This is a genomic window from Croceivirga thetidis (assembly GCF_012272815.1).
Lineage (GTDB): Bacteria > Bacteroidota > Bacteroidia > Flavobacteriales > Flavobacteriaceae > Croceivirga > Croceivirga thetidis.
This window is the reverse complement of sequence record NZ_JAAWWL010000002.1, coordinates 142,719-157,284: the sequence shown is the minus strand read 5'-3', so window position 1 is coordinate 157,284 and position 14,566 is coordinate 142,719. Positions and strand designations below refer to the sequence as shown.

The 14,566-nt window shown below is 42.1% G+C and carries 5 protein-coding genes and 3 tRNA genes; 1 reads left to right on the top strand and 7 read right to left on the bottom strand.

Features of this window, described 5'->3' with window-relative positions:
* Positions 1 to 16: 16 nt before the first annotated feature.
* Positions 17 to 847, top strand: a complete 831-nt coding sequence (locus HCU67_RS08455; RefSeq protein WP_168552206.1) for a class I SAM-dependent methyltransferase — start codon at positions 17 to 19, stop codon at positions 845 to 847.
* Positions 848 to 1,062: 215 nt separating this feature from the next.
* Here the strand turns inward: HCU67_RS08455 and HCU67_RS08450 are convergent.
* The 7 genes from HCU67_RS08450 to HCU67_RS08420 form a co-directional block, all read right to left on the bottom strand.
* Positions 1,063 to 1,136, bottom strand: a tRNA-Arg gene (locus HCU67_RS08450).
* 64 nt (positions 1,137 to 1,200) lie between these two features.
* A complete protein-coding gene (locus HCU67_RS08445) occupies positions 1,201 to 2,331 on the bottom strand; it encodes a type 1 glutamine amidotransferase family protein (RefSeq protein ID WP_168552205.1) in 1,131 nt (376 codons plus the stop codon).
* Between the two features lie 5 nt (positions 2,332 to 2,336).
* Positions 2,337 to 5,522 (bottom strand): PVC-type heme-binding CxxCH protein, encoded by a 3,186-nt coding sequence (locus HCU67_RS08440; protein WP_168552204.1) that lies wholly within the window; start codon positions 5,520 to 5,522, stop codon positions 2,337 to 2,339.
* Positions 5,523 to 5,635: 113 nt separating this feature from the next.
* The gene (locus HCU67_RS08435; protein WP_168552203.1) at positions 5,636 to 11,170 is read right to left on the bottom strand and encodes an ExeM/NucH family extracellular endonuclease; all 5,535 of its coding nucleotides are present in this window, start codon (positions 11,168 to 11,170) and stop codon (positions 5,636 to 5,638) included.
* A gap of 488 nt (positions 11,171 to 11,658) precedes the next feature.
* Positions 11,659 to 11,733 (bottom strand) — tRNA-Pro (locus tag HCU67_RS08430).
* Between the two features lie 110 nt (positions 11,734 to 11,843).
* A tRNA-Ser gene (locus tag HCU67_RS08425) sits at positions 11,844 to 11,927 on the bottom strand.
* A 163-nt stretch (positions 11,928 to 12,090) separates the two neighbouring features.
* Entirely contained in the window at positions 12,091 to 14,460 is a 2,370-nt protein-coding gene (locus HCU67_RS08420) for a TonB-dependent receptor (protein ID WP_168552202.1), read from the bottom strand.
* Between the last annotated feature and the right edge of the window lie 106 nt (positions 14,461 to 14,566).

Sequence of the window (14,566 nt, the reverse complement as noted above, 5' to 3'; positions counted from 1 at the left end):
ATCATTATTTTCTTGGATGAAAGATTTAATCAAATTTTCCATAGGTTCATTTTTGGTTTGGCTTAGACCTCAAAAAGCTGAAAACTTGATTGAACAAGGCCTAACTATAATGGGTGATGATGATTTTTCTAGATCTGAAAGACTTATGCGTTTCGTCATTTTAAAGAAGGCTGAAAAAAAGGAAAATCATGATGAAATGGCAGAAATACAACGTCGCTATTGGGTAAATAAAGGGGCTGCATATTTTGAGGCTTTTTCGGATCAGTTCAAAAATGTTTTCCTACCACATTACTCTGTTTTATTTGATGAACTCGCTGAAAAGCTAGAGGCCGAAACCGAAAATTTTGATACACTGGTCGAAATTGGAACAGGCAATGGTAAAGTACTCGAGTATTGCGCAACAAAATTTGGAAAGGTGCAGCGATTTGTTGGTCTCGATTTGAGTGAGGAACAAATTGAAATTAACAAGACCAAATATGCTCACAATAAAAAGCTTGAATTTTATGCTGAAGACGGTATTGAATGGATAACTCAAAATTGTGGGACTAATACTATTTTCATTACTGTCGGTGGGGTACTAGAATATTTTCCGCAAGAAGTTTTAGCAAAATTTTTAAGTCACCTGAACGGTTTGGGACCAACCTATCTGGCAACTATTGAAACCAACGGATTGGACCATAACTTTGATGAAAATCCGGATTCACAACCCTATGGCGAAGAACGTTCGTTTTCGCACAACCATAAAAAAATGTATCCCGAGGCAGGATTTAAACTATGGCATCATTCCAAATACTACCCCAAGAGTAGACACCACTATTTTACATTATTGGGGGCAAAGAATTTTTGATGTTCTGCCGTTATCCTTCAGTACTCTTAGTTGAAGTTCTCACAAACAAAATACTCAAGCTAGCTTAAAAACTGTAGTTGGATTGATAGCAACGCTAACATCCATTAACACTCCGTGTTGAGAATCAACAAAAGAAAACTTCACCTCACGCAAAACAAAAAAGCAAGCTTTGGGTTTTGCTTGCTTTTGTTTTCAACTTTTTGTTGATTCATTCGTGATCGCGATAGGATTCGAACCTATGACCGTCTGCTTAGAAGGCAGATGCTCTATCCAGCTGAGCTACGCGACCCTTTTGCGGGCGCAAAGATATAAAATTGTAGTTCTAGAAAAAATAAAGTTTGCCCTTCTCTATCCTATTTTTTAATAAAGTCATTAACCCTAAGATTCAAATTTTTCCAATGTGCATCGTCATGAAAACCGAACTGATTGGGATTGTATTCTCCCACCAAAGATACATTTGCCAATTCAGGCACTTCCATATCCAATAAAAAGAAACTTGAATTTACCAATAATCGCCTCACTTCCTCATCCAATAAGTCACTAGCCGCACCTATTGTCGAGGTGAAAGATTGCCCTTGTATTCCACCTCGTAATTGATATTGGTTCAACCAAGCGATTGGAGGCATATTGGTATTTGGATTATATGGCTTATCCTTTGGGCCTGATAGTGTTGCCACAAGATTATCAGTTTGCCGCATACCATAGAATAAATCACTCTCATCATAATTCCCCTCTCTATCTATGGATTTACCATACACTAAAACTTTAGCGTTCTTTGAAATAGGTGTGCGAATACCATACACGTCAGTCGCCCCCCAAATATCGCCAGTATCAATTCCATTTAAAATGGGGTGGGTAGCTTCCTCAGCAGAAAAAACACCTCTTGTACTTTGGTGTTTATGGTCACCATGATGGGTGTACCAGGATTCGCCCAAAACTCGTTTTCCAAAACCAAGATACCATTCTTCATTTTCCCCATCATAATTCCAACTGTAATATATAAAGGGATGGTTTTTATCTTCAATATTAAAAGCATGCGTAGCTGTGCGAATGCCTATCAGAGGTTTGCCAGATTTTAAATAATTCTCGATTTCCTCCATTTGCATCGGAGGTAATTCTCGAAATCGCGTAAACCAAATGACCAAATCTGCTTTGTTCAACAAGTGTAACCCAGGAATAAAATGGCGATAATTCGGATTAATTACGCCAAGATTTTCGGGGTCTTGCGCAAACAAAACCTTACAATCAAAACCGTGATGTTGGCTTAATATTTTCGCCAATTGTGGCATTGCTTCTTCAGACCGATACTCTTCATCACCGGAGACCAAAACAATCGATTTCCCATTCGAATTATTTGCAGCTTCATACGAAACCCAAACTGATTTTTCTTCATTATTGGCTTCAGTATTGGCAACACTTTTTTCTTTCTGTTTACATGCCAAAATAAAAGTCAATATCACTAATAAACCTAATATTTGCCTCATAGCTATCAATTTACCAAGGCCTTGCCTTCAATAATTTTATGTGGATGGGCTTTCAACAATTCCTGAGCGGTATAAAATCCTTCCTTGTCCTTAATTTCTTCTCGAATTGCTTTTACTTTTTCGGGACTAATCGCAGAAGCACGATTGCTGAATGAATTGCGCACATAAGTAAGTACTGCAGCAATTTCTTCATCATCGAGAATTCCTCCAAACGGTGTCATAGGAACCTGACCATCATACTCAAGGTTTTGAACCACCATGGGCCCTATTATTCCTTTTAGTGTGAGTTTGATAAGCCTTTCTTCATTTTCTACGACCCATTTTGACTGACGCAATGGTGGGTGCCCTGTTGCGGCTAAGCCTTGCCCGTTTTTCTGATGGCAAGTGATGCAATACCCCTCACGCTCGTATATTTCTTTCCCTTTTAAATAAACTTCTCGCCCCTTGCCTTTTAGATGGGTGTATACCTCTTCTGTTTTAGGCTTTAAATTTTCACCTTTTAAATGAGCAATTGCCCGTTCATAAGGAACTTGCAGCCATTCATCCATCGGTTGCTGCCCTATCTTTTGTAGAATCTTTAATCCAGGTTCTTCTTTCAACCAAGAAGCTGCCACCAAAACCTCCATGCGAACCCTTGGGTTCTCATCTTCGGTCATTTGCAGCAATAATTCAAATTGATTTTTCACTTGATGTCCAACCTTGCCTAGTACTTGAACCGCTGCTGCCCGCACCTTATGATCTTTCGATTTCAATAAAAGATTGAGTAAATTGGCATCAATTCTATTTGCTCCCCAGCTCACCCATAGGGCTTCAAGTAAATGATGTTCATATTCAGCTGAGGCTTTGTCAAGTTCTGCCGTCCAGTCTTTTAGAGCTGCGACAACTTCGTCCGTATTTCTTCTTCTAAGCTCCCTTCTAGTTCGGTAGCGCGTACGGTATTCCGGTAATTTTAAATTTTCGAACAGTGTTGCAATTGAAGCCCCAGCAATTTCCGCAGGCTTTACCAAGGGTCGTTCTGGATAGGTAATGCGATAAATACGGCCATGAACATGATCACGTAAAGGATCACGGGCATTGTGTTGCATATGCCCAATCAAGACATTGTGCCAATCTACCATATACAACGACCCATCTGGGGCAAATTCCATATCGACAGGTCTAAAGTTTTTATCAGAACCCGACACCAAATCATGACGCATTTCCAGCTTATACCCACTGCCTTCATCAATGACCTTATGCTGACGCATGCCTAAAAAACCAATGGAATTATTCAATAATAAATCGCCTTGCACCTCATCAGGAAAATGCCGGCTGGATACGAATTCAAGCCCAGAGGTTGGGCGTACCTTATCTTCTTGACTTAAAATGCTGGGACCCAAATCATTTGCTTGGCCATATCGATTTTTTATACTCCCAGGAAGCATCCAACGTACCTCAGGTCCAGAAGTCTCTAAAAAGAAAGGTTGGCCCCATTGATCAAATGCAATTCCCCAGGGGTTTGGAATAGGTACTTGAGCGATTCGTTGCAATTTTTTTTGTTGTGGGCTATATCGGTAAAAACCACCATTTGTCGCTCGCACAGGGCCATAAGGCGTTTCAACATTAGTATGCAAAAACACCCCTTCTCCCATGTAAATTGCACCCGATGGGTCGGCACAAAAAGCACTGATAACATGATGGGTGTCATGGTCGTCAAAACCACTCAAAACGATTTCAATTTCGTCAACTTTATCATCATAATTGGTATCCTTGAGTAGCTTTAAATTGGTACCCTGGGATATATAAACTCCCTCCGGAGCCAACTCGAATCCAGCTGGTATATGGAGTCCTTCAGCGAAAATCGTCTGTTTATCAGCTTTAAAATCCCCATCAGTGTCTTCTAGAATCAATAGTTTATCGTTTGGTTTTGGGTCTCCTGGTTTATGATGCGGATAAGTCGGCATGACCGCTACCCATAGTCGACCCTTATTATCAAATGATAACTGAGAAGGATTTGCTAAATCAGGAAACTCATTTTCTGAAGCAAACAACTCGATTTTATAACCATTAGCCATTTTTAAAGTCGAAACAGCTTCATCTCCGTAAAGGTATTTTGCCTCACCCCTACCATAATCCCCAGTGATGAAATTAGTTTCTACTTGAGGGAGTTCATGAGTTCTGGCATCCGCCTTGACCAAATCAAAGGATTCTCCTTGAAGGGTTTTCCATATCAAGGTATCGCGAATTGCCGTCATTTGGCGCTTTTTCTTGATCTCATCAGGATAGTTTTCTGGTCCGAACGGATTGTACCGACGCCCAAAAACGTGTACCCCATTTGGACTTTTAAAATCATCATGCCAATACCAATTTTTTTCTAGAACTGCTTTTTTAACTAATTGCCTTTTTGAACTGGTGGCTTTCGATTCTCCACCAAAAACTTTATCCACAAGAAAATTTGAAAATTTTTCATAGCCCTTATCGTTCAATTGAAATCCATCTATAGTCAATTGCTCACCAGTTTCAAACCACTTCTTAGTTTCAGTAAACACATCTATAAAAGCTACTTGACGTTTTTCAGCAACATCTTTTATGGCTCGGGTAAATAATGCCAGGTTTTGGTTTTCATTTTGACCGTTTGGCAAATCAAATTGATGGGACAGGTCTTGAAAAGCAATAGGAGAAATCAAAATCAGCTCAGGAGGAGAAACCCCATTATAGTTTTGTTTTAGGGTATGTTCTACAAAATCTGAAAGTTCATCTTTAAAACTTTGCAAGCCGTCTTCCCCTTTAAAAGACTCGTTATACCCGAAAAAGGCTACTATTTTGTCTGTCTTTAAGCGCTGTAGCCATTGGTCAGGGGTTTCAAAATGACCTTGACTATTTGAATAATTAGCAAGCTCATTGTAGTATCGCTCAGCACCAGGAAATGCCCAAGGTGAAAATCGACCAGAGTGGGGTCGAAATCCTGGCGTATTGCCACCATCACAGAGATTGCGAATGAACAGATTCTTTGATGGGTTCCTTAGTTGCAACTCGGTCTCAAAATGACCAAAATTTAGCATTCGCGAACATAAGTTGTTCCCAATGAGGGCGATATGGGTATTTTCTTCTAAAGGAAGGTTTAAAGACGTCTCACTCTTTTCAGCACACGAAACCGTAACCAAAACAAAAAGGATAAAAAAACTGTTCTTTAGAAACTTGGAAGACCACATACCCTAAATGTAGCGAAAACCAAAATCACTAAGCAGGTTTTTCGACGGATAACACCTGGAGACAAAAAAGCCGCTCCTAGGAGCGGCTTTTGGTTATCAGTTTGGTGTGGTCATTAGCGTTTTATCACCATCTGTTTGTTGTACTCCAGACCCGAAGGACTCTCCGCCCTAACGATATAGGTGCCCGCAGGTATCGGGTACACGTCCATCTCAAAGGTGTCGCCCCTTCTTATCTTCTTCGCATCAAAGCTCTGTATCAGCCTACCCGTTAAATCGAACACCTGTATCAGCTCTATCTGCTCGGGTTGCTCGAAGGAGACCACTGATGTGATGTTCGCTGGGTTCGGTGATAACGACATCGCATTGATGTTCGCCATCAATGAGGGCCCTGAACCACCTAGCGATACGATCTCTATGCCCGATAGCGTCGGTTGGTTTGCACCATCAGAACCTAGGCTCTCCAGGTAAAGGTCGAACTGTCCGTCCAATACCGTTATCGTAAAGGTCTTGCTCACCGCTACCCCGGCACCACTGTCGGCTACAATGTCAAAGTCGTCCAATACCGTGCTGCCCTCCAACTGTACGTCGAACACTCGGGCTCCTACCCCTGGTCGGGTTCCTAGGCCCCAGAATATCTCAGTAAAGTAAAGCGTCACTTCGTACTGCCCGTTCACCAATGGCAGTTCGTATCCGAACTCCTTTGTTGGTGAGGAACGTTCCGTCCGGTGCAGTTCAGGGACCGCAAGACCGCTATTGCTGGCCGTGCTACCGCCCGTAAAGAAGGCGTCCGCTATAAAGGTATCACCGCCCAATACGGTCTCGGGGCCTCCCGCGTTGATGCGAAGGGCGAAGTCCGTTGGGCCATCAGCTTGTACCGTCACCGTTCGGACCACTTGGTCGGCAGCTAGTCCTTGGCTATCGACGGCGTCATAGGTCACCACATAAGTGCCCGGTGTGCCTGTATCCACAGTGTCGCCCCCGATGCTCACCGCTACTGGGCCATCCTCTGGGTCGTTCGCCGTTGCGCCTTCTTCGGTATAGGCGTCCCCTTCGGTCAGGGTGATGTTCGCCAGGCCGTTAAGGCTTATCACAGGCTTGTTGTTTATCGTGCCGCCTATGCTCTGTACCGCTATGCCAGATAGTGTGGGCTGGTCCACCCCATCTGCCCCAAGGGCGTCAAGGTCGATGTCCAACTGCCCATCGGAGACCATGACCCTGAAGGTCTTCGATACCGCTGTGCCCGCACCGACATCGGCAATGATGTCATAATCGTCAAGTACCGTGCCGCCCTCCAACATCACGTCGAACACACGGCTGCCAGGACCGCCACCGAAGGCGCCCCAGAATATCTCGGTGAAGTACAGCGTTACGTCGTACTCCGCATTGGGTACCGCAATGTCATAGCCAAACTCCTTCGTGCCAGAGGTACGCTCCGTCTTGTGCAGCTCCGCTACCGCCAAGAGGTTGTTCACTGCCGTATTGCCACCATTGAAATAGGTGTCCGCCACAAAGGTCTTGCCCCCTAGTATCGTCTCTCCGCCACCTGAGTTGATGAATACCGAGAAGTTCGGTTCGTCAAGCGTCTCAACACTCACCGTCCTTGTTACCTGGTCGGCGGCAAGGCCCTCACTGTCCATTACGTTATAGGTCACCACATAGGTGCCAGGGGTGCCTGTATCCACAGTATCGCCACCTATCGTTATCGAACCTACCGGTAGGTCGCCCTCCTCGGGGTCAGTGGCTGTGGCACCTTCCTCAATATAGGTGTCCCCTACGTTAAGGGTGATGTTTGCTGCTCCGTTGAGGGTTATCACGGGTTTGGTGTTCACCGCTCCACCGCCAACGCTCACTACGCAGATGCCCGATAGCGTCGGTTGGTCAAGACCGTCAAGGCCAAGGGCGTCCAAATCGATGTTCAGTTCCCCGTCCGATACCGTTACACGGAAGGTGCGCTTTACCGGTACTCCGGCACCCACCTCCGCAATGATGTCATAATCGTCGAGCACCGTGCCGCCCTCAAGCATCACATCGAACACACGACTGCCAACGCCGCCGCCAAAAGAGCCCCAGAACAGTTCGGTGAAGTACAGTGATACATCGTACTCCCCATCAGGTACCGGGATCCCATAGCCAAAGGCCTTGCTGCCTGAGGTTCGCTCGCTCTGGTGGAGCTCCGCTACCGGAACAAGGGCATTGGAATAGGCATCTCCACCATTGAAATAAGTGTCCGCCTGGAAGGTCTTGCCCTCGAATACCGTCTCGCCACCACCAGAATTGATGTAAAGGGCAATTGAAGGGGTTGTATCACTTAAATTAAAACCTACCAATAAAGGATCATGATCTGAATTTCTATATATGTCGTTTGCATACAGCGCAGGATTATTGAAAGAGGTGTCATAATCCAAGGCATCCGGCTCATCTGCATTAATGTGCCAATGTGCTCCTCCTGTTAGCTGCGCTTCCAAACTGGCATTGGCCAAAATATAATCCAAAGTGCCCCATTGTTGATTAAATGAAAAGCTATAAGACTGCCCATTTGGAGAAACCAGACTATTGTAGCCTAAATTATTTAATGCTTTGATTGGGTCCTCCATGGCATAAGCATTTAAATCTCCTAAAATCATAAAATCTGGATCACCGCTTGCTGTTGGATCTGTCTGTACCCAAGCAACCAGTGCTTCAGCTGCTTTGGTCCTAGTATCATTAAAGTTGCCTTGGCCGTCATTTTGATCAATATCCAAACCAGAAGGATTACCTGAAGCACCTTTTGATTTAAAGTGATTTACCACTGCTGTAAAACTTCCACCAGTCGAAATTTCAGTAAAGGTCTGGGCCAATGCAGCACGATTCAAGTTGGCACCAGAACCTCTTGGATTTACAAATGCTTGAGAATCCAAAATTGCGAAGTTTCCTGCTGGAGAAACCTCTGTAGTGTTATAAATGAAGGCTACTTTAATAACATCGGTCCCAACAACGCCCGCGTCTATAAAATCATAAGTAGTACTACCAATAGAAGCATTGATTCCATTGACTAAAGCTTCCAGTACTGGGTCAATTCCGTCGTTTGCGGGATTGGCAGCCGTGTTATTTTCCAATTCAACCAATCCTATTATATCAGCATCAAGGGTAATCAATGTTGTCACCAATTTATCCAACTGTCGCTGATATTCATCAGTATTATCAGCTCCTCTAGGTTGGTCACCACCAGGACCAGTAGTATTAGAACCATTATCCAATGTTGTAAAGAAATTAAGAACGTTCAAACTGGCTACCTTTAAAGAGCCTCCAACAGAAGGAGGGACTGCTGGTCTAGAATTCACGGCAGCGTAATTAATTGGCTCTGTTGGTTGAATTCTGTAAGATCCAAAAGCAAAATCTAAAGCTCCGGTGATAGAAGAAACCGTATCTCCACCTCTAAGGGTATTGGTTGGGCTTAAATCATTACCACCCCTTGCATTGATTAAGGGAAAAGGATTTGTGCCTGTTTGACCATCATCAACAAGGATGTTACTTCTGGCAACATTGTCCAAATAATTAGCAAATCCTGTAACATCGGGTAAATTCAACTGTGTAAATTGATAAAACCTTCCTGCCAAATTACCTCCAGCACTCAAACTCACTTCACCAAAACGATCGTAATTAAAATGTTCATTAACAGTAAGGTCCGAACCATTACCTGAAAAGGTGACCAACATCCCCTCATAGGCTTCCAAATCTGCAACACTGGTCAAAGGCAGTTGTACAGCAGTAGCGGTTGGGATTGTATTACCAGAACTAATGACTGTTAAAGCTGTAATTGGCAGTTGACTTTTATCATTGAATTCAGTTGGGGTACCTGTTATTTGAACCTTATCACCAATTGCGATGGAAGCGAAGTTTCCGCAATTGTCCGATCCACAATACACAAAAATTCCTTCTGATGTGGTGGGGTCAGCATCAGCATCGGTATCCTCTTCTTGAATAAAGAAGCCATCTAGTTTGTTATTCGAACTAAAATCAGCAATCACAATGGCCTCTACTGTAACCTCTGTGGTTATGGCAACAGAACTTCCCGAACCCTGTATATCGTGAATTAAAGTAAAACTTCCAACTGCGCTATCATCATCTTGAATCGTGCCCTCTGCAGTGGCCGAATCTAAAGATTCTCCACCGGTTGGGTTTGACAAGGTAACTGTAAAATTCTCATCTGTTTCAATATCGGAATCTCCTGTAATATTCAGGGTCAACACCTGACTGGTTTCATCAGCTGCGAAAGAGATTGTTCCCGAAGGTAAGCTTCCACCAAAATCAGCGGCGTCTGTAGCACCGGAAACTGCATAATCAACTGAAGTTGTACCGCTCGTATCACCAGTACGAGTAATGATAAACGTAAAAGGGGTCATACCCGAATCACCTTCTAGGTTTATGGCATTGGTGGCCACTATTCCTATAACATTTGGCACTGCTCCCCCAACCTCCGGATTTATAGTACCGAACGTATCCAATCCAATTGTGGGGTCATTGTTAAATATGGCAGGGGTAACATCAGTACCGGTAATATCAAAAACAGCGCCACCATCAGGATCGTTGAGTGCATACCAATCACCCACACTACCATCCCTAAAGACTAATCTTGGTTCATCACCGGTGAACGTAAAATCCGCGCCCCCCAAAGTTGTTCCTATCAGATTCGCTTCGTCTGCCGAACTATCTGGAATACCAATTGCATCGTAAACCTCTCCTATTAGCGATTCGCTAAAAACATTTCCTTGCGAACCCGTGAATGAGGCGGTCAAAATTACCGTAAAGGATGGGTTTTCTAAATCCGGAATAGTAACAACCAATAAGCCGTTAGAATCAAATGTTCCCGAAACCTCTGTCGCCCTATCCACAGTTTGACCGGAAGTAATATCTCCCTCAACACTCAAAATCCAACCTGAGAAACTTTGACCCGGAGCCCCACTCAGTTCAAAAGAAGCCGTTGCTGGGTCACTGCCGTTGGGATTGGGCTCGAATTCACTTATCAATATTGGTTGCGTTGCCCCTGTGTCTGGGTTTATGGCCCCAAAGGTATCCGAACCCACAGTCGGGTCTGTGTTGAATATTGAAGGGGTTACATCAGTAGCGGAGATGTCAAAGACTTGACCATTATCGGGGTCGTTAATCGCATACCAATCACCCACACTACCATCCCTAAAGACTAATCTTGGTTCATCACCGGTGAACGTAAAATCCGCGCCCCCCAAAGTTGTTCCTATCAGATTCGCTTCGTCTGCCGAACTATCTGGAATACCAATTGCATCGTAAACCTCTCCTATTAGCGATTCGCTAAAAACATTTCCTTGCGAACCCGTGAATGAGGCGGTCAAAATTACCGTAAAGGATGGGTTTTCTAAATCCGGAATAGTAACAACCAATAAGCCGTTAGAATCAAATGTTCCCGAAACCTCTGTCGCCCTATCCACAGTTTGACCGGAAGTAATATCTCCCTCAACACTCAAAATCCAACCTGAGAAACTTTGACCCGGAGCCCCACTTAATTCAAAAGAAGCCGTTGCTGGGTCACTGCCGTTGGGATTGGGCTCGAATTCACTTATTAGAATTGGTGTTTGAGCGTATATAACTACAGATGTAAATAACAAAGAAATTAGAAGGGTAATTTTTTTCATAATAGGGATTGGTTAATTATTAGTGGGATATAGAATGTTATTTATGGTAAAAAATTGATTTTAGCTCAAAAAGCTCATTTGAAATAAGGTTTTGAAAAACCAAAAGACGATTATCCAACATATAAAAGTTGATTGGTTATTGACCAAAACCTAAGGCAATTAAAAAAATGGTTGATGTGGGGCATCAAGAATACACCTCTAAAATAAGATGTTTTCAAATTCGAACAATCGCCAAGACTAAACTTGAACTTAGTTTAACATTGAGATAATCTTCCAAGAGTCGGGGAATTATTAATTAAATAAAAAATTAAAAATGGAAATTTTACCAAGTAATGTATAAATGGTATCAAAATATAGATAATCGGTATAGAATTGATTGAATTCAGATGAGTCCATTCTAATCTTTACGTCGGAAAAGTAAAATTCTTGGATATCAGAAAGATTTTAAAACAAAAAAACCGCCCTTTTTCAAGGACGGTTTTTTTAAGTCGGGGTGGCAGGATTCGAACCTGCGACCTCCTGCTCCCAAAGCAGGCGCGATAACCGGGCTACGCTACACCCCGGACTGAGCTTGACAATATGTTCACAGAACATCTGAAGCGAAAGGGCCAGTCAGTGTACTGGAACTCTTTTGCAATTTACAGCTCAAGTCTTTCAAAATTTTTATGCCTTGCGGAGAGACTGGGACTCGAACCCAGGCGACAGTTACCCGCCGACAGATTAGCAATCTGCTCCGTTACCACTCCGGCACCTCTCCAATATTTTTTAATGAACATCGCTTAAAAAGCGGATGCAAAAATACCTTTTCAATACTAAGTAAACAACATTTTTTTGAAATATTTGAACATTCATTTTAGAACCATAAAAAAAGGGGCACAACCTTGTTTCGGTGTGCCCCTTTTTTAGCTAATATTCAATAATTACTCCTGTAAACTAGTTGTGTAGCTGGCTCTCTTACCCTCTTCGGTAACGGCCTTAACATCAATCATTAAACTTGAATCTTCATGTAAAACTTCGAACTCAAATGTTGCCTCACCATTTTCGTTGGTAACCAACGAAGGATTCCAAAACAACGTTTTGTTGTTTTCTTTCAACTTTCTCTTTCTGGAAATCACTTCTAAATAATCATCAAACGCAATGGGAATTTCATACCCCTCAAACGTAGTTTGTGCATCTTTTCTCGCAATGTATTCTGATGAATAAGCGCCAGATTTGGTATAGATCAAGATAACACCTCCGCCCGCTCTGGAACCAAAAACACCTGCATCAGCACCTCTCAACAATTCAATGCGTTCAACATCTATAAAACTGACCAAACTCATTATTTCTGCCAAAGGGGTTGTTGCATTATCAATACTAGCCTGATCAGGCTGGACTAAAGGAATACCATCAAGCACCCAAAGAACTGGCCCCAATCCATAAGACTGTGGTAAGGAAACAGAAACACGTTCAATATCTCCCAAGTTGGTTACATAAACACCTGGTATACCTAAAAAAAGCTGTGGAATAGTTTTTGGTCTTTCCTCACTTTGGTACGCCACCCTTGAAGGGGTAATATTGTAAACTGATTTCGTGACTTTGCTAAGACGTTTTTTTCCAACCAAGGTTACTTCTTCCAAAGGAATTAGATTAGCTGGTTTATCAGCAAAATCAAAGTCTACCAAACGTTTTTTAGGTATAAACTGCTTGCTTTTTTGAATTTTTGGGGTGCTTGTGGTTAACTCTTTACCTAAATTTAGCTCAGGCACTTCATACTCATATGGTATTACCTTAACCAACTTTTCCATAGTGTTTTTTCCTTCCCTTCTGAAAGTAAGGGTTACTTCACCATCTAACTGTAGACCGGTCAATGAAAATAAGCCATCGTCATTAGTAGCTACTTCTTTGACTTCAACCTCATTTTCGTTGTTCACGAAAACTTGTATATCCTTATTTTTTAATAAGGTGTTATTGAAATCATAGGCCTGCCCATAGAATTCCAATCCATTCTGAAAAGAATACTTAATATTATCTGGAGTTTCAATATTCTTTTTAGGAAGTTCCCCATGTAAATCACGACCGGCAAGTACTTTCAAATCTGTTAGAAAGTTTGAATTCCTTTTCATATCACTAACTGAAGAATTTATCGATTCTTCTTCGCGCACACTAAGTGATAATTCTGTTGTCACAGGATTGCCCTCGGCATCACTAACTTTTACCCTGTAACGAAGCCTTTTGTTGTTGGAATCTTCTACAATCGCTTCTTTGTCCACTGTTATATTTAGGTCGCCTGATTGGATATAAACAGGACGTTTAGTCCAAATCTGATTGTATTCATCAGAAACCTCTAAATTCATTATTCCTTGGGGTAAACCCTTTTTCGGAATTTCCAACTCAAAAGACCTTTTACCATTTTCAAATGTTATGGGGGTTTCAAAATATGTAAGTCCATTTTTAGTTCCCTTCACTTTGTAACTATTGGCCATCATGGCATCTGTAGCTTGCACTCGGACTTTTAAAGAATTTGTTTCAATGGCATTTGCCTGTAATAAGATACCTTCGTCCTGAGCTTCAATCGGCGAGAGTTGTTCTCCTGAACCAGGTTTGAAGTAATATGACTTGCCAGTTTGGGGAGTAAAATTAAAAGTAGCCAAACCATCTTCGTAATTCGTTATACTACTGATTACTTTACCATTTTCATCAACAATTTGTCCCACAATTGTGTTACCCGATAGATTTGATAAAATGACCTTATTTTCCAATCCTACTACGATGACACCTCCTTCAGGTGCTATGGTCATATCACCATCAGCAAAGGTGAATTCATTACTTTCATTTGTGATTTTTAGCGCTTTAGAAGGAAGATTTTCTTCACCGTAATTCAGCATCCATCTGGTATAAGCGCGTAAATAATAAGTTCCATCCTCTAATTTTTTTGGAATTTCAATTGCACCATTAGCAGAACCACTTTGTATTTTATGATACTGGTTTGAAACTAAATTTCCATTTTGGTCCAATAATTCTACACGTAAGACATCACTAGCGCTAACACGCAATTCATTAGGGCCTGTTAAGACATAGGCCTTGAAAAACAAATTTTGCTGGGGTTTGTAGATTTCCGCATCAGTATGCAAAAGCACCTGTTCACGCCACAATGACAACGAATCACGTTCAGTGGTCTGAAAAAAATCTTCTGAAATTAATCTGCTATTTAAAGAATGGGTTGAATTTGGTCCACTTTGCTGTGCGTTTACTGTTAGAACAAGTAATAGGGCAAAAGCAAAAGTGTAAAGGAATTTGGATGATTTCATAGCGATACAATTTAAATTAAAAGTAATAGTTTTACTATCGATAGTAATGCTATTATATTAATACAAAAATAGTTGACAGCAATTAATCCTAAATATTGTTTTTCAA